Genomic DNA, 23,439 nt, shown 5'->3' with positions numbered 1-23,439 from the left:
GACGGATTCGACGTGTGGCGGCGGCGGTGGGGAGAGGCGTGCGGGTCAACGCCGCGGGATGCCTCCGATGAAGATCTATGCAAAAATTCACCGCATCGAACCGTTCGAGAATGCTGTTCGATGCGGAATGATTCTTTGTTTACAACGATTCGCTACCGCGCGGGTTCGCCGATCGCCGCGCCGGCGATTGGCGCGGGCCCCGTTGCGCGCGGCAAGGCCGGCACCGGCCGTAGCGCCGGCGCGGGACCGTTCGCGCGCGTTGACGGCGTGCAGTTGGTGCAGACGAGCGCGAAGTCCTGGTCGGTCGCGTCGGCGTTGCCCGGAACGCCGTCGCCGGCAACGCTGCGGCTCGCCACGGTGACGCGGATCGGCCCGCGGGTCCCGGGCAGCAGAAAGACCGCCTCGGTGTTGTTCACCGCGTCGGCGGCGCCGCCGGATACGCTCCAGCGCCCGGCGAACCGGTTGCCGCGGTACTCGGCGCCGCCTGCCTGCACCACGAGATCGAGGTCGTTGACCGACGGCGACTGCGCATTGACGGCGCCCGGCGCGTCGGTCCACGTCAGCACCACGCGCACGGGCTGCGTGTCGTCCGCGATCGCGCCCTGCAGTACGTATGTTTCGCCGGGCGCGCCGAAAACCTGCGTCTGGTCGATCAGCAGGCGCGCTGTCGTGACTGCGAACGCGGCACCGAGATTGGGCATGCCGTAGCCCTGGGTCGGCGACGGCAGCGTGTCGTTCGCGGCCTCGCCGGTGAGGTAGGTCGTGTGGGCGACGAGGTACGCCTTGATCAGCGCCGGGCTCGGTTCGGCGCGCAGGAGCCTCGTCTCGAGAAACCGGTACAGCAGCGTCGCGGCGCCCGCGACCGCCGGCGCCGCGAGGCTCGTGCCGTTCGCGACGGTCAGTTCGGTCTGGTGGTCCGGATGGTATTTCTGGCAGACGCTCTGTCCGTCGTACTCCGGCGACGTGCTCGCACTGCCCTGGATGCGCACGCCCGGTACGACGAGCTCGGGCTTCACGCGGCCGCCGATCGCCGGGCCGCGCGACGACAGCGCCCAGATGTCCATCGCGTTGTCGGCGACGAACGGGCCGTCGGTGCAGCGCGGATCGATCCACGGACCGTCCTCGTCGGCCGGGCGGACGTTCTCCGACGCGCCCACCGCGACGACGTTCTTCGCGTTCGCGGGCGATGCGACCGAGTGCGGTCCGGGGCCATGGTTGCCGGCGGCGAACACGAACGTGATCGGCTGATGGCCCGCGGTCGAAGGCGTGGCGTCGCGCGTGGCGATGTCGTAGGCGCGCGAACGGTCGTCGTACGCTTGCCACAGGTCCGGCGCCATCTCGGCCGAGCCCCACGAATTCGTCGAGATGCGCACGCCCTGGGCCGCCTGCACGCCGATCTCGCCGTCCTCCTCGGTACACGTGTTGTAGCCGGGCTCGAGTATCTGGATGTTCGCCAGACGCGCCCACGGATTGACGCCTTCGGCGCGGCGAAAGCCGTCGGGGTCGCGATACGGAAAGCCGCTGCGGTCGTCGTAACCCGCCGCGATCGATGCATTGAGATGGCCGTGGCCGCGCCGGCTGGCGGGCACGTGGCCATAACAGCTGCGCGCGTAGACGATGCGCGACTCGATGCCGGCGCCGTTCGTGGTGAAGTTCGGATCACCCGCACCGGCGACGGTCGTGCCGTCGCCGATGCCGTCGTCGACGACGGCCAGAATCGGATAGTCGGCCGGATTCGTCGAAAAGCCGAGCGACTCGAGCCACTCGCGATAACCGGGCGCCGCCGGTGCGGTGCGCGCCGCGTTGAACGCGCCGGCCATGATCTGTGTCTGCTTCTCGTCGAACGCGCGCCGCTGCGTGTGCAGGCCGATCGTGACGACGTCGGCGAGGGCGGCGATGTCGGCGACGCGCGATGCCGGAACGTCGATGTCGAGCGCGTGCATGCCGCGCAGGTCGCTCCATCGGCGCTCGCCCGCCGTCGCGTCCATCGCGCGGATGCGGTCGCGCGTTGCGGCGGCGTTGGCGTGGTCGGCGACGACGACGGTCACGCGCAGGCGCGCCTGCGGATGCGCTCCGGCATATTGCGCTGCATTCGGCGCGATCTTGCGATCGGCCGCGAGCGGCGCGCTGTAGCGCATCGGCTCGCCGCGTTCGGCCGCCTGCGCGAGTGCGACCCCGGCCTTCGCGTCGGCGACGACGAGATAGGCGTCTTCGCCGACGTACTGCAACGGTTGGGCACCGGCGCGACGCAGGTCGGCGAGCCACTCGTCGACGATCGGACCGACGAATTGCACGACGTAGACGCCAGTTCCGACCGGCGTCGCCGAGCGCTTCGCATCGTCCGCGCGCGGCACGAACCAGCCGGACGGCAGGTCGATGCGACGCTCGGCGCCAGGCGAGCGCTTGCGGCCGGCCGCGTCGAGACGCCACAGGGCGAATGCGCCGTAGTCGTATACGCGCACGCCGCCGTCGGGCTGCGCGCCGCGCGGCGACAGCACGTAGTCGGCGTCAAAGCGCGGCGAGACGCCGACTTGCGCCCGCGCGCAGGCGCAGGCGAACGCCAGCGCGAGGAACAGCCGGCAACGGCACGGGGTTACCTTCACGCAATTCTCCGAGGGCTGCCGGCTTCGAGGCGCCCGGGAGAAGAAAAGTACGGATTTCCGGTGTAAACAGGAAGTTAATCGCGTCGAATCCGTACGCTCGGCACCCGGTGTCTTGCGCATGATTCGGCCGCGCCCCGGTACTTTTTTGCAAAGCTGGCGTATGCGGCCATGCAGGCCGAGATCCGGGATCTCGAAGGCACGCGGGAGGCACGTGACTCGAAGGCACTCAAAGCCGCGACGCAAGATCTCGCCCGTCTCGACGACGAGGTAAAGAAGTGGGCCCGTACATCGGTTTCGTCTGTTCGCGGCGGAAAATGAGGCGCACCTTGTCGAGCCGTCGCAAAGAGGGCGAAGCGCGATTCACCGCGCGGCACCCTCTCGCAAACCTGACGTCTTCAGCGGTAGAGCTCGACGATAGTCATCGTGCCCTTCACGAGCATGGGACCGGTCCATTGCAGCGCCTTGCCGGCGGGCGCCGCATCGCCGTTGACGATGACCACCGGCGGCGGCGGAATGCTGTCATCGAGCTCGATGAACTTGGCCATGTTTTTGACGGCGCCGCTCTTGCTGGCCGATGTCTTGAGGAACGTCACTTTGTTTTCAACGAACTTCGATCCGCCCGCCTCTTCGCCGGTTATCAACAGCGTGATGTCGGCGACGTTGAGATTTGTCGGAATGGTTCGATAGTACATCGTCGTCTCCTATGAGAAAGATCGTCTTTCACCGTGCCGTGCAATCGATGAGGACACTGGCATCGGCGAGTGCCTTGTTGAGCCTCGCGACGCCTGCAGCATCGGTATCGCGATTCCACGAACGCAGTTGAGCGGCGATCTTGGTGGCGTCCGACTTGTCCGCGTCTGGAACGTCCACGCCAAGCGCCTCGGCAACTTGCAGAAGCGCCGGCGCCGTCCGTTTCGGGTTCGTTGCGAACAGGCTTCGCGTCGAACACGCCTTGAGGTCGATTTGCTGCGGGGTCAGCTTCACGATGTCGCGAACGTTCTTCAGCTCCGCCTCGGCATCCGACTGAATGCCGCTCGCCGTCGCACCCACATAGGCGATGGCCGCGAGCAGCGTGCCCGCACGCTCGTATGCCTGGAGGTCGCGAAAAGCGTTGCGGCCGGGATACTCGACGATACTTTTGGCCATGCTCTTTTCGATGGACAGCCGCACCTGTGCGCGATTCGCATCCATCGCAGAAACCAGCGCAAGCACCGTCTGCTCGTAGAAGAGCGTCTGGTCGACTATCGCAACCCCTCCAGACAACAACGTGCCGGCCGCCGCATAGTTGGTCTTCGCCGTAACGCCGTCGGTCAGGGTACCGGCGACTCCGATGGCGAGTCCCGCCAGACCCGTTGCCAAGTCCATTACGGCCTTGTCTCTGCGGAGGTCCGAGATATAGACCTCGTACACCTGATCGATCAGGACGAGACGCCTCGCGAGCACGTCGTTGCGCTCGGCATCTGTGTCCGCGGCCAGGAGTTCGCTGCCTGCCGCCGACAGCTGCATTTCGGATGGGGTGCCGCCGCCATCGTCGATCGGTGCATCGAGCGTCGAGGGAGGGCCGCCACGAATCGCGGGTCCACAGCCGGTCGACGCAACCAGCGCCATAGAAATGAAGAGAATCAGAGCCCAGCGCATAGGAATCTCCGGAGTTGTCGCAGTCGCCGATCCAACTGTCGTCATCGGGACATTCCTCGCACCCGCTTTTCGGATCTTGCTGCGCTCGCCGGCCGACGAACCAGGGTCGTCCACTGCGTGCCGCGCAGGCGTCGTAGCGTTGAAAAAGTCGCCCGCGTTCAGCGCATGTGCGTCCCCGGACCACGAACGCCGATCTCGGCGCCGGCGGTGGGAACAGGGGAAGGCGTCAAGATATGTATACTTTCGGCAAAAGTTACCGGGCGAGAAGCTTGCGAAAAACTCGCATTCGTTCCGTTGCTCGCCGCGGCAACGGAATTCTTCGCCCGTCGCGAGCTGCCGGGCGATACCGCGGGATGCGACAGAGAAGATACCTCCAAAGTCATCCGCCGTTTGCCCCGCGCTTCATGGAGCGGCAGATGCACACACAGTCAACAGCTACTCGAAGCCGTCGACGAACAGGGGTACTTCCGGCAAACCGTCACCGCTCAGCCCAAAGCCAAAGCTGCCGGAGCCGTAGATGCTCACGCTCATCGAGTGCGGTCCGACGTGATCGGGCACGAACCGGTAGGTCATCGTGCACGACGCGATGGCAGCCCAGGGGAACGGCGTCTGGTCAGGGCAGCTGCCGCCCGTGCGCACGAAGGCGTCGACATCCGGGCCGAGCACGAGGATTCGCGTGACCACCATTCCCACGGGCCGGGTGTTTCTCAGATAGACCGTCAGCTCGTCCGAGATCGCGCCCGCCGGCACGGGAAAGAAACTCAGGCTCGACGGCACGATTTCCAGGTATGCCACGTTGCCTTGACCGGCCAGCCCGTAGTCGACGCGCCCCCCGGCCAGCGTGAGGTGGGCATAACCGTAGTAGGCCTGGACCGAGTAGGGCGTGAAGGTGTGCTCGATCGTGCAGCTGGCTTGCGGCGCGAGGGCAAAAGGGCGGCTCGCCGCAGGTGCCGCCGACGCGCGCAAAGGCGTCCAGGGTGACCGCCGACACGGCCGTTACGGTCTCAGCCTGGCTGCCCGTGTTCGTGAACGTCGTCGCCATCGGCTCACTGGTGGTGTTGACGGCTTGGTCCCGGAAATCCACCTGGGCCGGCGACGGCACAATCGCGGCCAGCGCACTGCCGACTCCGACAGCAACGGCATTCCCAGCAAAAGACGAACAGCGCAACGCATGCAGATTTCTCCCGACGATGGATTGAAGCCCGGCGCTCTCGAGAGGCGAATGGGCCTGACAGGTCGAACGACAAACGGGCGGGAATGCTGCCATGGGTCGCGTTCGAAACGCGGCCCTTTCGGCCGGTGAGCTGCCACTGCCCAAGGTTGGGTATCGACCGGCCTCGTGGCCGGCAGCCGGTGAAGTCGCACGAGTGTCGGCTCAGGCCGATGCCGGCGAAGTACACCGATCTGGCGCAGCTGCCGACCGGTGGGTTCGTGGCAGTCGCGGACGGGCAGAATCCGCCAGTTTCGCCAGTCGTTTTACCTCCGCGAGTCTTGGTCCCCGCGGCTCAGGCAAATTCCGGGTGTCCAATTTCCGCCGCTCAGGGCGGGGTTCGTGGATCGGTCGTTCGGATTGTTCTACACCGCTCGTCGCGACCCTTGTCGCGCAGTCGCGATAGCCCCTCGCAAAAAAGCCCGCTGCGTAGATGGCTCCAGCTTCTTCTGCAACTTCGATTCGTCTCGTTCCGTGAGCCACATCTCACGGAAGATTTCGCATGCTCGTCTATCTCGCGCGGGATTGTCTGAGCGAGCAACAAGCGAACTTACCGCCAGTTCTTGCAATCTGTGCATATGCACGCCATGATTCGTATACCGTAACTATACGCTATACAGATGATCAAGAGCTGGGAACACAAAGGACTGCGCCAGTTCTTCCAGACTGGAAGCACCGCCAAGATTCAACCGGCGCACGCGACGAAGCTTCGGAGGCAATTGGCCGCTCTCGACAACGCTTCCGGTCCAAACGACATGGATGTCCCGAATTGGAAGCTCCACAAGCTCAAGGGAAAGCTCGCCGACCACTGGTCCGTAACAGTCAATGGAAACTGGCGACTTACGTTCAGGTTTGAAGGAACAGACGCCATCCTCGTCGACTATCAGGACTATCACTAACCCAGCGAACCTTCCGATCGATCCCACTACTAGAAGATGAAGCAGAGAGAAGAGAGGACTATGAGCCGCATGCACAATCCGCCCCACCCGGGCGAGATTCTCGCCGAGTGGCTGAGCGAAACCACTCTCGTTGACGCGGCCGAAAGGCTTGGCGTCACCAGGCCGGCGCTGTCACGCGTCGTCAACGGACGAGCTAGCGTCAGCGCAGAAATGGATATTCGGCTTAGCAAGGCATTGGGAACGACTCCTGGATTCTGGCTTTCGATGCAGGCTCAGTACGACATCTGGCATGCCGAAAGAGAGTTCAAGGAACACGTCGAACCCATCTACAAGATCGCGTAACACCATCGAATTCTGAAGCCCGTCAATCGGCGGGCTTCGTTTATTCCGAGATCGACGCCAGCCTCAAGCGCCGGGGTATCACTGACACGCCCGGCAACCGTGCCGACAAGCAGGAGGCCAGCGGCCACCGCTCGGCGGCAATGCTAGATGTGTACGACCTGAGCGTGCCGCTGTCGACCCGTCGAAGCTGCAGGAAACCGGCGGGAATTTTTCGAGGAATTTTACGGGGTGGTGCTTCGCGCAGCGCCAGGGACGGCGTAACCCGTTGAAAGGAATGGTGCCGGCAACAGGAATCGAACCCGTGACCTACTGATTACAAATCAGTTGCTCTACCAGCTGAGCTATGCCGGCCCGGCCGCGATTGTAGGCGGCCCCGCCCCGCCGCGGCAAACCGCCGCGCCGCGTTCAGCCCCGCGGATGGTGCTGCGCATGCAGCCGCTTCAGGCCTTCCTTCGCGACGTACGTGTAGATCTGCGTCGTCGACAGCGAACTGTGGCCCAGCAAGAGCTGCAGCGCGCGCAGGTCGGCGCCGTGGTTCAAGAGGTGCGTCGCGAACGAATGGCGCAGCACGTGCGGCGAAATCTTGCGGCTGTCGATGCCGGCGACCATCCCGTGCTTCTTCACCATCGTCCAGAACATCTGGCGCGTCATCGCATCGCTGCGATTCGACAGGAAGATCGCTTCGGCCACCTTGCCGCGCGCCAGTTGCGGCCTCGCCTGCGCGACGTAGCGTTCGAGCCAGTCCTGCGCTTCCTCGCCGATCGGCACCAGCCGGTCCTTGCCGCCCTTGCCCGTCACGCGCAGCACGCCTTGCCGCAGGTTCACCTGGTCGGCACGCAACGTGACGAGTTCGGTCACGCGCAGGCCCGTGGCGTACAAGAGTTCCAGCATCGCGCGGTCGCGCAGGCCCAGCGGGGTTTCGATGTTCGGCGCGCGGATCAGCGCTTCCACCTGCCCCTCGCTCAGCGCCTTCGGCAGCGCGCGCGGCAGTTTCGGCGCGTCGAGCAGCAGCGTGGGATCGTCCTTCACGCTGCCGATGCGCTGCATCAGCTTGTAGTAGCGCCGTAGGCTCGAGAGCAGCCGCGCGTTCGACCGCGCCGTGTATTTCGCTTCGCTGCGCACCGCGAGATAGCGGAACAGCGTCTCGCGCGTGCACGTCGCGAGCGTGCCGCCCTGCGACGCGAGCCAGCGCGCGAAGCCTTCGAGATCGCTGCGATAACTCGACAGCGTGTTGTCCGACAGGCCGAACTCCGACCAGGCGCGTTCGAGAAAACTGTCGATCGCGGTTCGGTCGGCGGGCGTGATCGGAGCGGAGGGAATCGTCGACATCAGGGATTTTCGCCAGCGGTACTTGCAGTGTGCAGCGTAAACCGCGAGGCTGCGCGCCGTCATCGTCGCCTTTATGCCCATGGATACGCCGCAGCCCTACCCCGCGCCGCTCGGCTGGCGCATCGCCGCCGCCTTGTACGATCTCTTTCCCGTGCTCGCCCTGCTGCTCGCCACCGGCGCGCTCGCGATGCTCGCCACGCAAGGCACGCTCGACTATCACGCGTGGTGGTACCGGCTCTCGCTGCTCGTGGTCATCGGCGGCTACTTCGTGCTGTCGTGGCGCAACGGCGGGCAGACGATCGGCATGCGCGCGTGGCGCCTGCGCGTCGTCGACGCGAACGGCGCCTCGCCGACGTATGCGGCGAGTACGCTGCGCTTCGGCGTCGCGATCGTGTCGTTCGCCGCCGCGTGCATCGGCTTTCTGTGGTGCCTCTACGATCCCGACCGCCGCGCGTGGCACGACATCGCGGCGAAGACGCGCCTCGTGCGCTATCCGAAGCCGCCCAAGGCCAAGTAGCGCGCCGCTAGGTAGCGCGCCGGAAGTACAGCGTCGCGCCGGCCACCAGCACCAGCGCCGGTATCAGGTTCGCCACCGCGAGATTGATGCCGTACACCGCGCCGAGATTCACCAGCGCGCGCTGCATGAAGTACCAGATCATCGCCACGACGATGCCGATGAAGATGCGCTTGCCGAGCCCGCCCGTGCGCAGTGTGCCGAACGCGAACGGCAGCGCGCACAGCACCAGCAGCAGCACGTTGAGCGGCCAGAACACGCGCGCCCAGTACGCGATCTCGAACGTCTGCGCTTCCTGGTTGTTGCGTTTGAGATAGTTGATACTTCTGGACAAATCGCGCGTCGACAGATACTCCGGATGCACGATCGACAGCGCGAGCATCCGCGGATCGAGCCCCGACGACCACTGCGCCGTCTTTTCTTCCGTGCTCTTCGCCGACGTGCCTTCGAACACCGTGCGGCGCACGTCGTGCATCGTCCACGCGCCCTGGCGATGCTCGGCGCGCTTGGCGATCGCGATCGAACGCAACAGGCCGCCCGGCGCGAAGTCGAATACGCGCACGTCGGAGAGCTGCACGAGGCGGCCTTCGGGCGTCTGGCGCGTGGTGCCCTGCTTGGCGTTGATGAACGTCTCGCCGTCACGCGCCCACAGGCCCGAGCCCTTCGCGATCGAGATGTCGTTCGACTTCGCCTGCATTTCGAGCTGCTGCGCGCGCTGGTCGCCGGCCGGCGCCGCGGTTTCGCCCATCAGCGCGACGAAGAGGATCATCGCGCCGAGCGCCGTCGCGACCGACGCGCAGATGCGCAGCTTCGACATGCCGGCCGCGCGCAGGGCCGTGAGTTCGCCGGTGGCCGCGAGCGTGCCGAGGCCCAGCAGCGAACCGATCAATGCCGCGTGGATGAACGATTCGTACGCGCGCCGCGGCACCGTCAGCAACACCTGGATCACCGCCGACGTCAGCCCGTAGTTGCCCTTGCCGATGTCGCCGAGATTGCCGACGAACGTGAAGAACGCATCGAGGCCGACGAGCAGCACCCACGTCATCAGCACGGCCGACAGCACCGAGATCGCGATCAGGCGATCGACTTTCTTGAGGCGGATCATCGGGCCACCTTCGCCGGCTTCGCGGCGGCGACGGGTCGGCCGGACGGCCGGCGCACGCGCTCGCCGCGCCAGATCAGCCACGCGGCGATCAGCGCCGTCGGCACGTACACCCACCACATGCCGACGAACGGCGCGAGCTTGCCGGTGGCGATCCACGTGCGGCTGAGCGCCAGGCAGTTGGCGAAGATGAGATAGCACAGCACCGCGACGAGCAGGCTACCGTACCGCGATTCGCGCGGACTCGAGCGCGACAGCGGCAGCGCGAGCAGGGCCAGCACGAGCGCCGACACCGGCGCGGACAGGCGCCAGTGCAGCTCGGCCTTCTGCACGAGATCGGTGCTGCCGACGAGATCGCCGGTGGGCGCCGCGCGCTTGACGTTGTCGGGCGTCGTATCCGATTCGTTCGCCGCGAGCGCGACGTCGTTGCCCTTGAAGCGCAGCAGGCGGAAATCGTCGTGGCCGATGCGGCCTTCGACGCGAAAGCCGTCGGTGAGCGCGAGGTAGCGGCCTTCGTTGTCGCTCTCGTGCTTGAGCTCGCCGTGTTCGGCGGTGATCACGTCCATGCGCACGTCCTCGCCGTCCTGGCGCTCGGTTTCGACGAACATGCGCTCGAATTTCGTGCCGTTCGTGCTCATCTGCCCGACGAAGATGACGCCCGCACCGCGGCCGGGCAGTTCGACGAAGCGGCCCGGTTCGAGCCCCGCGACGACCATCGAGCGGTTCGCTTCCTCGACCAGCGTGTACGACAGCCGCACCGCCGCCGGACCGAGCCAGAACGACACCAGCGCGAGCAGCACGGTCACCGGCACGGCGAGCAGCGCGAGCGGGCGCAGCAGGCCCGACAGCGGCAGGCCGGCGCCCTGCAGCACGGCCATTTCGCTGTCGCGCCAGAGCCGGCCGTAGGCGAGCAGCGTGCCGAGGAAGATCGCGACGGGCAGCAGCACGGTCATCGCGTCGAGCGTGCGCAGGCCCAAAAGCTCGAACATCACGTTCGGCGGCAGTCGGCCGCGCGCCACCTTGTTGAGGATGTCGGCGATCGTGCCGCCGAGCGTCACGACCAGCAGCACCGCGGCGGTCGCCAGGAAGCCGAAGGCCAGCTCGCGCAGGAGATATCGATCAATGATGCGGAGCATGCGGCCTCGGGTCGTGCATCGTTCGGTTCCTTCGACTCATCGGATGGCGGCAAACGTCGCGGGCATGCGACCTTGGTCGCGGTCGCGTGCCGATCCCGCGCCTGCGCTGTGCAATAATCGGGCGACTTGTGCCGCTCGCCGCACAAGCCCAAAGCCCCTCAAGTTTAACCGGCCTTCCGCAGCGGCGCGGCAACTGCGCGCTCCGGCCGGCCACCGCCGACGGTCCAAAGTTCATGACGATTCAGTTTTCCGCCACCGATACGCCCTCCGAAACCACCGGCGCGCCTTGCGTCGTCGTCGGCGTGTACGAAGAAAAGATGCTCACCGGCGCCGCCGCGCGCATCGACGAGGCGAGCGGCGGCGCGATCCGGCGCCTGATCGACTCGGGCGACGTCAGCGGCAAGCTCGGCACCTCGCACGTGCTGTTCGCGCTGGCCGGCATCGCCGCGCCGCGCGTCGTCGTGGTCGGCCTCGGCGAACAGAAGAAATTCGACGGCGCGCGTTACGCGCGGGTCGCGAGCGAAGCGGCGCGCACGCTCAAGACGCTGCCGATCGTCTCGGCCGTCTCGTATCTCGCCGAAGTGGACGTGCCGGGCCGCGACATGGCGTGGAAGCTGCGCGTCGCCGCGCTCGCGACCGACTACGTCGCGTACCGCTACACCGCCACGTTCAAGCCGAAGGAAAAGCCCAAGGGCGACAGCTTCGGCGCGCTCGCGTTCGCCGCGAACGGCGACGCGCAGGCCGCGCTCGACGCCGCCGCCGCGATCGCCGCCGGCGTGCGCTGCGCGCGCGAACTCGGCAACCTGCCGCCGAACATCTGCAATCCGGCGTACATCGCGAGCGAAGCGGTCAAGATCGCTGAGCAGCATCCCGGCGTCGTCGTCGAAGTGCTCGAACGCGAACAGATGCGCGAACTCGGCATGGGCTCGCTGCTCGGCGTCGCGCAGGGTTCGGCCAATCCGCCCAAGCTCGTGGTGCTGCGCTGGAACGGCGGCGGCGACGCGCGTCCGTTCGCGCTCGTCGGCAAGGGCATCACGTTCGACACCGGCGGCATCTCGCTCAAGCCCGGCCCGGGCATGGAGGAAATGAAGTTCGACATGTGCGGCGCGGCCGGCATGCTCGGTACGTTCCTCGCGGCGGTGAAGCTCAAGCTGCCGCTGAACATCGTATGCATCCTCGCCGCGGTCGAGAACATGCCGGACGGCAACGCGTATCGTCCGAGCGACGTGCTCACGAGCATGTCGGGCCTGACGATCGAAGTGCTCAACACCGACGCCGAAGGCCGCCTCATTCTTTGCGACGCGTTGACCTACGCGCAGAAATTTCAACCGCAGGTGATCATCGACGCCGCGACGCTGACCGGCGCTTGCGTGATCGCGCTCGGCAAGCACGCCTCGGGCCTCATGACGAAGGACGACGAACTCGCCGCGCAGCTGCTCGACGCCGGCAACGCGACGCTCGACCGCGCGTGGCGCCTGCCGCTGTGGGACGACTACCAGAGCCAGCTCGACTCCGGCTTCGCCGACGTCGCCAACATCGGCGGCAAGAACGCCGGCGCGATCACGGCGGGCTGCTTCCTCGCGCGCTTCACCGAAGGCCAGCGCTGGGCGCATCTGGACATCGCCGGCACGGCATGGGACGAGGGCCGCAAGGGCCTCGCGACCGGCCGCCCGGTGCCGCTGCTCGTGCAGTATCTCGTCGATCGCTGCGCGTAAGTCGTCGATGCCCCGCGCCGATTTCTACCTGATCGACAAGCCGCGCTTTCGCGAAGATCCGCTGCTGCTCGTGTGCGAGCTCGCCAAGCGCGCGCACGCAAGCGGGCAGCCGACGCTGATCCTCGCGCGGTCGCTCGAACAGGCCGAGGAGATCGACGGCAAGCTGTGGGAGTTCGACGACGACGCGTTCATTCCGCACCAGATCGCCGGCGACGACGACGACGACATCACGCCGGTGCTGATCGCCTCGCCCGAAACGCCGGCCGCCGACCGCCCCCTCGTGATCAACCTGCGCGACGACTGCGCGCCGGGCCTGTTCGAACGCGTGCTCGAAGTGGTGCCGGCCGACGAATCGCAGCGGCTCGGGTCGCGTGAGCGGTGGAAGACGTACAAGCACGCAGGCTTCGAGTTGAAGAAGTTTGATATGTGACATGTAGCGCGCCGTGCCGGTTTTCGGGAGACTGCCGTTCCCGAGCAGCGAGGCCGGCATGAGCCGATACAACCCGCACTACCCGAACGCGCCGGCGGTTTTCGACGCGGCCGAGCGCTTCAAGCAGCGTTGCCTCGTCGACCAGGCGTCGCTGTTTCTCGACGGCACGAACCTGTGGACGCCGCCGCACTTCAAGGCGCTGATCGAGAACTACGTCAACCGGCTCGACGTCGGCACCGGCAATTTTTTTGAGAAACTCAAGTCGCAGCTCGCGGACTGCGCGCCGCTCGACATCGCGCTGATGTGCGAGGTGTTCTGGATCGTGCAGCTCGGCACCGGCGGCGGCCCCGGCAATCCGCGGCCGGAAACGAAGATCGACCGCATACGGCGAATCTGGAACTTCAATCCGCCGCGGCCGTTCCCCGATGCGTCGCCTTTCCTCGCCGACGATGTGCTGTCCGGGCTCGGCGGCGCCGGACAAGGCTACAACAACCACTTGTGGAGAGAGATCGTTTTCGCGGTCGAGGCGTTCGCGGAGTTCGTCGCCAAACCGCGCGACGAACGCGAGGCGCTGCTCCGTGACAGCTGGGCCTTCGCGGCGTGGCTCGTCAAGGTACCGTCGAACACCGGCAGGCAGTTCTATCACGTGCTCAACCACGTACTGTTTCCGGATCAGTTCGAGCGCATTTTCAGCCAGACCGACAAGCATGCCGTCATGCGCGAGAGTAAGCGCTGGAACGACGCCTACTACGACGACCGCGTCGCGCTCGATCGCGCGCTCGCCGATCTGCGCGCCGAACTGGAAGCACGGCATCCCGGCAAGGTCGACCACTACGATGCCCCGGTCGCGACGCTGCGGCCGGAACTGCTCGAAGTGCCGCCGACGACCGGCCTCGTCGACGATCCTCGCGCGGTCGCCTACGACGCGACCGACCAGATTCCGTCGATCCGGCCGACGACGAACGTGATCCTGTACGGCCCGCCCGGCACCGGCAAGACCTGGCAATTGCAGGAATACCGCGACGACGCGGCCGAAAGAAACGAGGAATGGGCGTTCGTCGCATTCCACCCGAGCTACGCGTACGAGGACTTCGTCGGCGGCCTGCGGCCGGTCGGCGGCAGCGACGGCCACGTGCGCGTGCGTTACGAGAAGGGGCCGTTCCTGAAGCTGTGCGAGAAGGCGCACGCGCAACCGGGCCGGCAATTCTGGCTGTTCATCGACGAGATCAACCGCGCGAACGTCGCCAAGGTGTTCGGCGAACTCATCACCGCGATCGAACCGTCCAAACGCGTTCCGGCCGGCAGCGAACCGGAGAAGAACGGCGTCTGGCTGACGCTGCCGAACACCGACGAACCGCTCGGCGTGCCGGACAATCTCAACATCGTCGCGACGATGAACACCGCCGACCGCTCGATCGCGATGATGGACGTCGCGCTGCGCCGCCGTTTCGCGTTCGTCGAATGCGCGCCCGACCCGGCGCTGATAAAGCCGCGCTTCGTCGGCCGCATCGACCTCGCGGCGCTGCTCGCGCGGATCAACGAACGCCTGGAATTCCTGCGCGACCGCGACCACGCGATCGGCCACGCGTATTTCATCGGCGTCGAGACGATCGACGATCTGCGCAAAGTGCTCGCCGAGCGCGTGATTCCGCTGCTGCACGAGTACTTTTTTGAAGATCTCGACAAAGTCAGCCTCGCGCTGACCGGCGACGCGAAGGATTCGCCGTTCTTCCGCGTGCGCACGCTGCACCCGGCGCGGCTGTTCGCGAACGCGCGGCTCGACGTCGGCGACGAGCCGCGGCGCGGCTTCGTCGCCGGCGACCCCGCGGCGTGGACCGAGCGCGACATCATGGCGCTGTACGGCGCGACACCGGACGACGCGCCACCGTGACCGCGCCGCGGACCGTCGTCGCGCTCGAGCACGAAACGGTCGCGGTCGGCGACCCGGCCAGCGGCGCGCCACTCACCGACGCCGACGCGAACGCGCTGCTCGCCGTCAACGCACGGCGCCCGGGCATCTGCGTGCGTACCGTCGGCGGCGTCAGGTTCGCGCAGTACTGCGGCATCGTGCGGCTGAAATCCTGCGTGGTCGAAGTGCTGCCGAAGATCGGCATGGCCGAACGCGTCGGCGACGACGACGTCGCGCGAGCCCGCGCCGTGCTTCTGCGCATGCTGCACGGCGCGCGCGCCGTGACGATCGCGCGCGTCGGCGACGCTGCCCAGCGCACCGCTCGCGCACCGCTGCTGGACGTGTTCATCGACGCGTTTCTCGACGCCGCGCTCGAACGCGCGCGGCGCGGACTGCTCGCGCGCTACGTCGGCCGCGTCGACGACCTGCGCGTGATTCGCGGCCGCTACCTCGCGCGCCGCGACGCGCTGCGCCGCATCGCACGGCCGCACCTCGCGCATTGCGAATACGACGACTTCGACGCCGACAACCCGTACAACCGCGCGATCCGCGCGGCGCTCGACGCATGCCGCGACTGGATCCGGCAGCCGTCGCTGCAGACGCGCTGGCTCGAAACGTTCGCGCGCTACGCGGGCGCCGCCCCTGTGCCGATGCGCGCGGGCGACGTCGCGCGCCTGCCGCGCGACCGCACGACGCGTCACTACGCGCCCGCGCTGCGCTGGTGCGAGCTGCTGTTGTCGCTCCACAGTCCCGCGCTCGCCACCGGCGATACGCCGACGCCGGCACTGCTGTTCGACATGAACCGGTTGTTCGAGTCGTACGTCGGCCGGCTAGAACGCAAGAACGCCGGCGAAAACGAGGTCGTGCGAACGCACGGCCACCGTCGCGCGCTGGCCGTACGCGGCGGCGAGGAGGCGTTCGCGCTGCAACCCGATGTCGCGGTGTCGCACGCGGACCCACCCGACGACGTCGCCCGCATCGTCGACGCGAAGTGGAAGCGGCTCGACCCGGACGCGCGGAACTGGGGCGTGTCGCGCGACGACGTGCACCAGATGCTCGCGTACGCGGTGCGCTATCGCTGTCGCCGCATCGAACTCGTCTATCCCGAGCCCGACCGCGCGCTGCGCGCCGCGCCGCCGACGTTCGACATCGCACTCGGCGACGAGGCGGCGCCGGTGCGCGTCGCCGTGCGCACCGTGCCGCTGTGGGATTGACGTTCGTCGCCGCTGCTCGACGACAGGTTTTCTCTATTCGAAATCGCTGACGAACAGATGATCGTCGTCGGTCAGCCGCACGACGAGCATGCTGCTCGTCGCCGGCGTCGGCGACGTCGCCGCCTCGCTGTATCCCCCGAGGATCAGCCGGCCTTCCTGCACGCCGGCGGCGAGTCCGCGCTCGTCAACCATCGTCGGCGCGATGCCGATCGTGTTCACCAGTACGTTGCCACCGGCGCCGTAGCCGGGATCGTTCTGCCCGATCGGCGACAGCCGCGCCACGGCCATCGCGTCGTAGCTCGATAGGCTCGCCGTGCCGACGACGAACACGTTGTTGCCGGCGTCGGCCGCGATCGCGTCGCAGCGCACGCTGACGCCCGCGCCGAAGTCGACGTCACGCCGGCCGTTGCCGTTCGGGCCGAACCCGAGGTCCGGCGCGAGATTGCCGCCGTCCATCGCGTACGCCACGCATGTCGTCGACGCGTTCGGCGCATCGGCGGTCACCGCGGCGACGAGCCGTCCGTCGGGCCGCCGCGCGAACGCGCGCACGTCGTCGATGCCGTCCGCGACGACGTTCGGGTTGAACGTCGCGGTCAGGTACGACGCTGACGTCACGCGCAGCACGACGCCCGCCGTGTCGGCCGAGCCGGTGCGGATCGTGCCGCCGAAATACACGACGTCGGTGAACGGCTCCGACGCGAACGCGTTGATCACGTAGTCGTGCGGAATCGGAATCGTCGAAAGACTCAGCGTCGATCCCGCATACAGCGAACCTTCGAACGGCTTGCCGATCGCCGCCACCGAGTAGTTGTAGGCGGTGCCGCCGACGGCGATCTTCCCGTTCGGCCATAATTCGACGCCGGCGACGATGACGCCGTTCGGCGCGCCGGCCGGCGGATTCGTACGCACGCAGCCGGCCTGACCGGAATAGCCGCTGATCGTGAACGCCGGGTCGAACGTGCCGTTGCCAAGAACGCGGCACAGCACGAGGCGATAGACGCCGGCCTGGAAGTCGGTGTACGCGAGGATCGTCGCGTCGCCGGTGACATCGTTGGCCAGGCGCGGGCCGTAGGCCGTGCCGAGCGGCGCAGTGGCGAGCACGTTGCCGCCGTTGAACGCGCCGTCGACGGCGCCGTTGCGCTTGCGTGCGGCGATGACGATGCCGCTGCCGTCCTGCCGCCGCCCGGCGAACACGAGACGGCCGTCGGGTTTCACGACGAGCGACTGCGGCCCCTGTGCGTTGGTGCCGGTGATGCGCGCGACGCCGTTGCCGGCGAACAGTGGGTCGACGAGACCGGCGGCGTGCGTCGCGGCGGTGCCGGCCAGCGTGGAAAGCAACAGCGCGAGACGCGCGAATACGAACCGATGAGACATGGGGAAGCTCCTGCGTGGGGACGCAGACGGCGCCGGCGATGCCGGGGCGACTCGGCATTCGGCTGAACGCCGTCTGGTGCCGCGACGATCGCAGCGGCGTTCCTCTCATGCTTCGCGGTTGTCTCTACGCGATCTCTCGGCAATCTCTCGACGCCGCAGACGCCTGAGCGCTCACGGTTTTTCGCCGCGCAACGCGATGCACGCGGTGAGGCGCAGGCTGTTGGGATACGGCGGATCGAGACGGCACGGCACCGCCTTCCGTCCGAGGCGCGCCGCGAGCAGCGCGGCATCCTCGGCGTGGTACGTGCGCGCGATGCCGCGTTCGCGCGCGAGGTCGAGCTGACGGCCCGCCTCCGCCTTGTCGCCGCGCGCGAACGCGTGCCAGCCGAGCACGATTTCGGCGACGCCGCCATAGACCGGAATCGCCGGCACGCCCGGCGCGAGCGCGGCCGGGTCGTACGGCGGCGCCAGGCCGTTTTCCAACGCGAGCAGCGTCAGCGGTACGCGAAACCACTCGGACGAATTGCCCTGTCGCGCATCGGCCAGCGCCGTTTCGGCACGCTCGGGCTGTCCGGCGCGCGCGGCCAGAAACGCCTCGAACCCGCGCAGCTCGGCCGCGATGTCGGCGCGATCCTGCTCGCGCGCGAGGCGCACGGCGGCGTCGATGCGCGCCGCCGCGTCGGCCGCGCCGGCGTCGAGCGCGGCGAGCACCGCGAAGTTCGACGCGCGCAGCCGGTATTCGTAGACGCGGTGCTCCTCGGCCACGCCGGCGCTGCGGTCGAACGCGGCGATCGCGGCCGGAAGATCGCCGCGGCTGTACGCGATGCGGCCCTGCAGATACGCCGACAAGACCGGATCGGCCGCGATCGCCTTCGCGCGCAACGCCTCGTCGGCCGCGGCCGCATCGCCGAGCGCGACGCGGTCGCCGAGCACTTCGGCGAGCTGGCGCGCATCGGGAATGTCGAGCGGAATCTGCTGCAGCGAACGCAGCGCGCCGGCGAGTTCGCGGTTCGCGAGCTGGCTGTGCGCGCGCGAATACTGCAGGAACCACGCCTGCGGTCGCAGATCGAGCAGCGCGTTGAGCGGCCCGCTCGTCGGCCGATCGAGCGCGCGCGCCGTGAAGTAGTCGGCGAACAGGCGCAGATAAGGCGTGGCGTCGGCGCCCAATCGCTGCCGCGCGGCCTGCGTCCAGCGCTCGGCCTCGATCGGCGACGAGAACGACGACCACCACGAGAGAATCAGCGCCGGCACCGGCGTCGTCGCGTCGGCATCGTGCACGCTGCGCAGCAGCGCCTCGGCGCGCACGCGCTCGCCGGCGTTGTCGGCCGAGATCGCGGTGGCGATCAGCGCGGGCGTGTCGGCGCGGCTCGCCTGCAGGTCGTCGGCGTACAGCGCGTAGCCGGCGCTGACGACGGTGTTGCGCGGCAACAGCATCACGACGATCGCGAGCACGACGACGATCACGGCGCCCGGCAGGCCGTAGCGCAGTCGCCACGACCGGCGCTTCGGCGGCGGTGCCGGCGGCAGCGGCGGCGGCTGCGCCTGCATGAGGTCGACATCGCGCAACGGCGGCTGCACGGCCGGCGGCTCGACGACGTTCGGCCGGCGCGGCGTGCGCTGGAAATCGAACTCGGTGGTCACCGGCGCATCGAGCCGCAGGCCGCTGCGCCGCACCGTCGCGACCGATTCGGCATACGGCCCGAGCGCGCCGCGCAGGCGCCACACGAGCTGCGACAGCGAAGCGTCGGACACCTCCTGTCCGCCGGGCCAGAGACGGTCGAACACTTCCTGGCGCTTGAGCAGGCGGCCGTCGGCTTCGCACAGCAGTTGCAACAGCTGCAGCATCTGCGGCGTCGCCGGGACTTCCGCGTCGTCGACCGTCAGCGCATGCCGGTTCAGATCGAGCACGACGCCGGCGAAGCGATAGCCGAGCACGCGGCTCGCGGCCGGGCGCGTCGAATCGACGGGACTCATGCGGGCGGACGTGCGATGGAATGACGGCAAGCGTGCGGCATCGATGAACCCGTCTCGTCGGTCCGGCGGATTTTCGAGCGTTGCCCGCGGACGAACAAGCCCTGTCGCGGGACAACGCCCGCCGCCGCTGTACTTTGGTACACGTTTACCGCGAACAACGCGGCGCTACGCTGCGCGGCAACCTCGGGAGGGTTCGCCATGCATCCGTTCGCGCGCTTTGCAGGAATCGTCGCACTCGCACTCGCCTCGCTCGGCGCCGCCCACGCGGCATGCGTCGACAACGTCGTTCTCGTCCACGGCAACTCGGGCTACCCCGACGACTTCGACAACACCTACGTCGAACTGCGCGCGCGCGGCTACACCGACGCGCAGATCTTCCAGCCGAGCTGGGGCAGCAAGACGTGCCCCGCCTGCAACGACCACAGCGGCAGCGAGGAAACGCCGGTCGCCAACGCGCTGAACGCCGCGATCGCGGCGTCGTGCACCGGCAAGATCGACGTGATCGGCCATTCGATGGGCGTGACCCTGCTCGCGCGCGAAATCGTCAAACTCAATCTCGCGGCGAAGGTGGACACGTTCGTCGGCATCGCCGGCGCGTACCGCGGCCTGCTCAGCTGCGGCGTGTATCCGTTCAATGTCGTCACGTCGACGTGCGGCGCGCAGGGCCTGTCGGTCGGCAGCCCGCTGCTCAACGGCATCTACAACAAGAAGCTCGCGACGAAGACGTATTCGATCAAATCGTGGATCGACGAAATCGTCTGCTCGACCGGCGCGTGCATCGTCTACGGCGTGCACAGCTCGTCGATCGCCGGCGAGACGTCGAGTTATACGTTTGCCTATTACCACTATCAACTGTTGTGGTTCACGTCGGTGCTGCAGGCGAATCTGATTCAGTGACGGGCGTCTTGCAGAAACACGCGCGAGTGGCCGACGGGGAAATCGTCGAGACGGCCGAACTCGCGATAGCCGCGCTTGAGATAGAAACCCTCGACCTGCCAGTCGAACGTATCGAGCATAACCGAGCGCGCGCCGAAACCGATCGCGACGGGCGAACACTTTCGTTGCCGCAATGAAGACCTCGGCGTCGCCCCCCTCACCCAACCCTCTCCCCCAAGCAAGCTTGGGGGAGAGGGCTTTGAGCAACGCGGCGTTGAAATCGTCGATACATTCTCTACAGCGGCGAAGCGCTGGAACCTTCAACTCCTTCTCCCCCAACTGCGTTGGGGGAGAAGGTCGGGATGGGGCGCCGCCGACGATCGCGTCGAGTACCGGTTTTCGCCGTTTGCGGCGTCAGAACAAGTCCGGGCACGCCACGCATCAAATCCATTCGCGCACCGCCCTTGACCCAAACACCGGCGCCGTGGTCGAATCCGCGCCGCCCTCGTGGCTGCTGAAAACCTCGTTGTCGCGCCTCTCCATCCGGAGCGCGCGTCCGTGCGTCCCTCTTTCAGCAGATCACTCTCATGAATTCCTCCGTTTCTTCCTGGCCTCGCCTGCTCAAGGCGTTCGCCCGGCGCGGCATTGCCGTGTCGTGCGAAAACGGCGTGTACCGCGTGCGGCGCGGCGACGCGTCGGCACACATCCTGTTGCCCGCCGAATTTCCGCTCGAGGCGAAAGGCGTCGCGCAACTGCTCGACTTCGCGAGCGTCGGCTGGCCCGACCGCCCGCACCCGGTGCGGTGCGCGTGCGCGACCCCGGATTTTCATCCCGGCAGCCTCGCACCCGTCGGCAGCATCGTCGCGACCGATCCCGACGTCGTCGTGCCCGCGGCGATCGGCACCGACATCAACTGCGGCATGCGCCTCGTCACCACCGGCGTGCGGCAGGAACTGCTCGCCGCGCACGAAGCGCGCTGGACCGCGCACCTCACGCGCCGGCTCTTGCACGGCGAAACCGACGCGCCGGTGCCGAGCGCCGCGTTCCGCGCGCTGTTCGCCGACGGCGCGCACGCGTTCGTCGACGCACTCGCGCCGGAAGGCGTGTGGGCCGGCGCCGATCGCACTCGCCTGCGCGCGGAGATCGACGACTGCGTCGCGCTCGACAGCTTCGGCGGTGCGCCCGACCACGCGCCCGACGCGTGGGTCACCGGGCGCGAACGCGTGCGCGCGCCGGACCTCGGCACCGTCGGCTCGGGCAATCACTTCGTCGAACTGCAGGTGGTCGACGCCGTGATCGATCGTCATGCCGCGCACGCGGCGGGGCTGCGCGTCGGCGAAGTCGTGGCGATGATCCACAGCGGATCGCGCGGCATGGGCTTTCATGTCGGCCAGCGCTGGATCGATCGCGCGCGCGACGCGTGGCCGCGCGATCGGCGGCATCCGGCGAGCGGCCTGTACGCGCTGCGAGGCGCCGAAGCCGACGCGTTTCTCGAAGCCATGGGCACCGCCGCGCGTTACGCGTGGCTCAACCGCGTGGTGCTCGCCGAGTGGGTGCGCGAAGCGCTGGAGGCGACGGTCGGCGCGTCGCAGTCGCGCCTCGTCGTAGACGTGCCGCACAACGTGGTGACGCGCGAACACGGCATGAACCTGCACCGCAAGGGCGCGACGCCGGCGCACGCGGGCCAGTGGGCGCTGCTGCCCGGATCGATGGGCGACGCGTCGTATCTCGTCACAGGCCTGGGACATCCCGACTGGCTGTGGTCGTGCAGCCACGGCGCCGGCCGCGCGGTGCGGCGGCAAGCGGTGCGACGCAGCCAGGTCGATGCGAGCGGCGAAGCGCCGACGTGGCGCTGCATCGCGTTGCGCGAGGAACGCCGGCTCGAAGAAGCGCCCGAGGCGTACAAGCCCATCGGCCCGGTGGTCGCGGCGCAGGAAGAAGCGGGCCTGCTGCGCGCGGCGGTGAAGCTGCGGCCGTGGCGCACGTTCAAGGCGTAAAGACGGGCGAGAGCGGCGCGAGGATGCGCCGCTCTCGCCGGTCGCGCGTTACTTGTCCGTCTTCTTGTCGACCGCCAACGGCCGCACGTACTGCAGCAGGCTCACGAGCAGCTTGCCGGGCTCTTCCCACGGAATCATGTGCGACGAGTGCTCGAACCACACGCCCTGCTTGCGCGGCGCCTTGACGGTTTTCAGCCACGCTTCGGTCGGCACCGACGGCGTCGTGTAGTCGTGGCGCCCCATGAACATGAACACGGGAATCGGAAACGCCGTCACTTTGGAATAATCCACTTCGAGAAATTCCGGCAGCACGCGGCCGAGCGTGAACACGTTGCTCTTGTCGATCGCGCAGGCGTCTTGCGCGTCGTAGTCGGACGACAAGAGCGGCGCGTCGTAGAAATACTGCGACGACTCGCGATACGCCGTGAGGCCGCCGTAGAACTGCGCCCACTTGCGCGCCGCGATGATGCGCTCGCGCGTGATCGGCGTGTCGCCGGGATACGGCGCGATCTTTTTGAGCTCCTCGACCGCCTCGGTATTGCCGCGGCGCGTGGCCTCGGCGACGGCGAAGTCGTAGCTGACCTTCTCGTTCGTGCGCACGTTGATCACCTGCCCTATGCCGACGTACGCGTAGAACAGGTCCGGACGCTTCAACGCCGCGCGAATCGCGACGATCGTGCCCCAGCTGTGGCCCATCAGCACGACCTTCTTCTTGCCGTAGCGCTTGAGCACGTACTGCGCGAGCTCGATCGCGTCGTCGGCGTAGCGCTCGACCTTCAGCGTTTCGCCGAGGGCGTCGCTCGAATCCTCGCGAAAGGTTTTGCCGGAGGCGCGCTGGTCGTAGTTGACGACGGTGAAGTATTCCTCGATCGGCCGCTGGAACTGCCACAGGCGCGGAATCAGCGGCGACGCGGGGCCGCCGTGTACGAAGAGAATGATCGGATTGGCGCGATCCTGCCCGCGCACGTTGACCCACTGCTCGACGCCGCCGATGCGCGTCTTGTACTGCTCCTGCACGCCTTCGGGCGCGACGATACGGCCGAGGTCGGCGATGGTTTCGCGGGCTTTGGCGTAGGGGGTGAGGTCGGGGCAGGATTGGGCGTGCGCGGCGGAGGCGGCGGTGAGCGCGGATAGAACAAAAGCCAGAAGTTTCATAGTTGGCGTGCGAGCCTGGCGT

At 67.6% G+C, this 23,439-nt stretch carries 21 protein-coding genes and 1 tRNA gene; 10 read left to right on the top strand and 12 right to left on the bottom strand.

Annotation, left to right across the window (positions count from 1 at the left end):
- Nucleotides 1-152 precede the first annotated feature (152 nt).
- The 4 genes from OD750_RS00510 to OD750_RS00495 all read right to left on the bottom strand — a co-directional run bounded on the left by OD750_RS00510 (nucleotide 153) and on the right by OD750_RS00495 (nucleotide 5,207).
- Nucleotides 153-2,603, bottom strand: coding sequence for a S8 family serine peptidase (locus tag OD750_RS00510; RefSeq protein ID WP_263544440.1), 2,451 nt, complete (start codon nucleotides 2,601-2,603; stop codon nucleotides 153-155).
- A 395-nt stretch (nucleotides 2,604-2,998) separates the two neighbouring features.
- A complete protein-coding gene (locus OD750_RS00505; RefSeq protein WP_263544439.1) occupies nucleotides 2,999-3,295 on the bottom strand; it encodes a hypothetical protein in 297 nt (98 codons plus the stop codon).
- Between the two features lie 28 nt (nucleotides 3,296-3,323).
- Entirely contained in the window at nucleotides 3,324-4,241 is a 918-nt protein-coding gene (locus tag OD750_RS00500) for a hypothetical protein (protein WP_263544438.1), read from the bottom strand.
- A gap of 435 nt (nucleotides 4,242-4,676) precedes the next feature.
- Nucleotides 4,677-5,207, bottom strand: a complete 531-nt coding sequence (locus OD750_RS00495) for a hypothetical protein (RefSeq protein WP_272841720.1) — start codon at nucleotides 5,205-5,207, stop codon at nucleotides 4,677-4,679.
- An 11-nt stretch (nucleotides 5,208-5,218) separates the two neighbouring features.
- Here OD750_RS00495 and OD750_RS00490 point away from each other — a divergent pair, with 11 nt between their 5' ends.
- The 3 genes from OD750_RS00490 to OD750_RS00480 all read left to right on the top strand — a co-directional run bounded on the left by OD750_RS00490 (nucleotide 5,219) and on the right by OD750_RS00480 (nucleotide 6,692).
- Entirely contained in the window at nucleotides 5,219-5,440 is a 222-nt protein-coding gene (locus tag OD750_RS00490; protein WP_272841719.1) for a hypothetical protein, read from the top strand.
- 631 nt (nucleotides 5,441-6,071) lie between these two features.
- The gene (locus OD750_RS00485) at nucleotides 6,072-6,350 is read left to right on the top strand and encodes a type II toxin-antitoxin system RelE/ParE family toxin (protein ID WP_263544436.1); all 279 of its coding nucleotides are present in this window, start codon (nucleotides 6,072-6,074) and stop codon (nucleotides 6,348-6,350) included.
- A 60-nt stretch (nucleotides 6,351-6,410) separates the two neighbouring features.
- On the top strand, nucleotides 6,411-6,692 hold the full coding sequence (locus tag OD750_RS00480) for a HigA family addiction module antitoxin (RefSeq protein WP_263544435.1): 282 nt from the start codon (nucleotides 6,411-6,413) through the stop codon (nucleotides 6,690-6,692).
- Nucleotides 6,693-6,967: 275 nt separating this feature from the next.
- Here the strand turns inward: OD750_RS00480 and OD750_RS00475 are convergent.
- Nucleotides 6,968-7,043, bottom strand: a tRNA-Thr gene (locus OD750_RS00475).
- Between the two features lie 54 nt (nucleotides 7,044-7,097).
- Entirely contained in the window at nucleotides 7,098-8,021 is a 924-nt protein-coding gene (xerD, locus tag OD750_RS00470; RefSeq protein WP_263544434.1) for a site-specific tyrosine recombinase XerD, read from the bottom strand.
- A gap of 79 nt (nucleotides 8,022-8,100) precedes the next feature.
- Here xerD and OD750_RS00465 point away from each other — a divergent pair, with 79 nt between their 5' ends.
- The gene (locus OD750_RS00465) at nucleotides 8,101-8,538 is read left to right on the top strand and encodes an RDD family protein (RefSeq protein ID WP_263544433.1); all 438 of its coding nucleotides are present in this window, start codon (nucleotides 8,101-8,103) and stop codon (nucleotides 8,536-8,538) included.
- Between the two features lie 7 nt (nucleotides 8,539-8,545).
- Here OD750_RS00465 and lptG read toward each other — a convergent pair whose 3' ends face one another.
- Complete coding sequence (lptG, locus tag OD750_RS00460) at nucleotides 8,546-9,640, bottom strand: LPS export ABC transporter permease LptG (RefSeq protein WP_263544432.1); 1,095 nt, start codon at nucleotides 9,638-9,640, stop codon at nucleotides 8,546-8,548.
- Entirely contained in the window at nucleotides 9,637-10,773 is a 1,137-nt protein-coding gene (lptF, locus tag OD750_RS00455; protein ID WP_263544431.1) for an LPS export ABC transporter permease LptF, read from the bottom strand. The genes lptG and lptF overlap by 4 nt, the downstream gene beginning before the upstream one ends.
- Before the next feature lie 233 nt (nucleotides 10,774-11,006).
- Between lptF and OD750_RS00450 the strand changes: the two genes are divergently transcribed.
- From OD750_RS00450 to OD750_RS00435, 4 genes are read left to right on the top strand one after another with little or no spacing between them, the layout of a single operon-like run.
- Nucleotides 11,007-12,488: a leucyl aminopeptidase gene (locus OD750_RS00450; protein ID WP_263544430.1), complete on the top strand. Its 1,482-nt coding sequence runs from the start codon at nucleotides 11,007-11,009 to the stop codon at nucleotides 12,486-12,488.
- A 7-nt stretch (nucleotides 12,489-12,495) separates the two neighbouring features.
- Complete coding sequence (locus OD750_RS00445; protein WP_263544429.1) at nucleotides 12,496-12,918, top strand: DNA polymerase III subunit chi; 423 nt, start codon at nucleotides 12,496-12,498, stop codon at nucleotides 12,916-12,918.
- A 58-nt stretch (nucleotides 12,919-12,976) separates the two neighbouring features.
- Entirely contained in the window at nucleotides 12,977-14,809 is a 1,833-nt protein-coding gene (locus tag OD750_RS00440; protein ID WP_263544428.1) for an McrB family protein, read from the top strand.
- A complete protein-coding gene (locus tag OD750_RS00435) occupies nucleotides 14,806-16,041 on the top strand; it encodes an McrC family protein (protein ID WP_263544427.1) in 1,236 nt (411 codons plus the stop codon). The genes OD750_RS00440 and OD750_RS00435 overlap by 4 nt, the downstream gene beginning before the upstream one ends.
- Nucleotides 16,042-16,074: 33 nt before the next feature.
- On the opposite strand, the gene OD750_RS00430 is transcribed toward OD750_RS00435, so the two are convergent.
- Both OD750_RS00430 and OD750_RS00425 read right to left on the bottom strand, forming a co-directional pair.
- Nucleotides 16,075-17,415 (bottom strand): hypothetical protein, encoded by a 1,341-nt coding sequence (locus OD750_RS00430; RefSeq protein WP_263544426.1) that lies wholly within the window; start codon nucleotides 17,413-17,415, stop codon nucleotides 16,075-16,077.
- Nucleotides 17,416-17,586: 171 nt separating this feature from the next.
- Entirely contained in the window at nucleotides 17,587-19,389 is a 1,803-nt protein-coding gene (locus OD750_RS00425) for a winged helix-turn-helix domain-containing protein (RefSeq protein WP_263544425.1), read from the bottom strand.
- A 198-nt stretch (nucleotides 19,390-19,587) separates the two neighbouring features.
- Between OD750_RS00425 and OD750_RS00420 the strand changes: the two genes are divergently transcribed.
- Entirely contained in the window at nucleotides 19,588-20,286 is a 699-nt protein-coding gene (locus OD750_RS00420; protein ID WP_263544424.1) for an alpha/beta hydrolase family protein, read from the top strand.
- On the opposite strand, the gene OD750_RS00415 is transcribed toward OD750_RS00420, so the two are convergent.
- A complete protein-coding gene (locus OD750_RS00415) occupies nucleotides 20,280-20,405 on the bottom strand; it encodes a hypothetical protein (protein WP_263544423.1) in 126 nt (41 codons plus the stop codon). The two genes, OD750_RS00420 and OD750_RS00415, sit on opposite strands and share 7 nt — an antisense overlap.
- Nucleotides 20,406-20,852: 447 nt before the next feature.
- On the opposite strand from OD750_RS00415, the gene OD750_RS00410 reads away from it, so the two are divergent.
- Nucleotides 20,853-22,262, top strand: coding sequence for an RtcB family protein (locus tag OD750_RS00410; protein WP_263544422.1), 1,410 nt, complete (start codon nucleotides 20,853-20,855; stop codon nucleotides 22,260-22,262).
- Nucleotides 22,263-22,310: 48 nt separating this feature from the next.
- Here the strand turns inward: OD750_RS00410 and OD750_RS00405 are convergent, their stop codons facing one another.
- Nucleotides 22,311-23,417 (bottom strand): alpha/beta fold hydrolase, encoded by a 1,107-nt coding sequence (locus tag OD750_RS00405; RefSeq protein WP_263544421.1) that lies wholly within the window; start codon nucleotides 23,415-23,417, stop codon nucleotides 22,311-22,313.
- Between the last annotated feature and the right edge of the window lie 22 nt (nucleotides 23,418-23,439).

The organism is Tahibacter soli, assembly GCF_025717065.2.
Lineage (GTDB): Bacteria > Pseudomonadota > Gammaproteobacteria > Xanthomonadales > Rhodanobacteraceae > Tahibacter > Tahibacter soli.
Note: the sequence above shows the minus strand (reverse complement) of the source record. Positions and strands in the feature narration are given on the sequence as shown.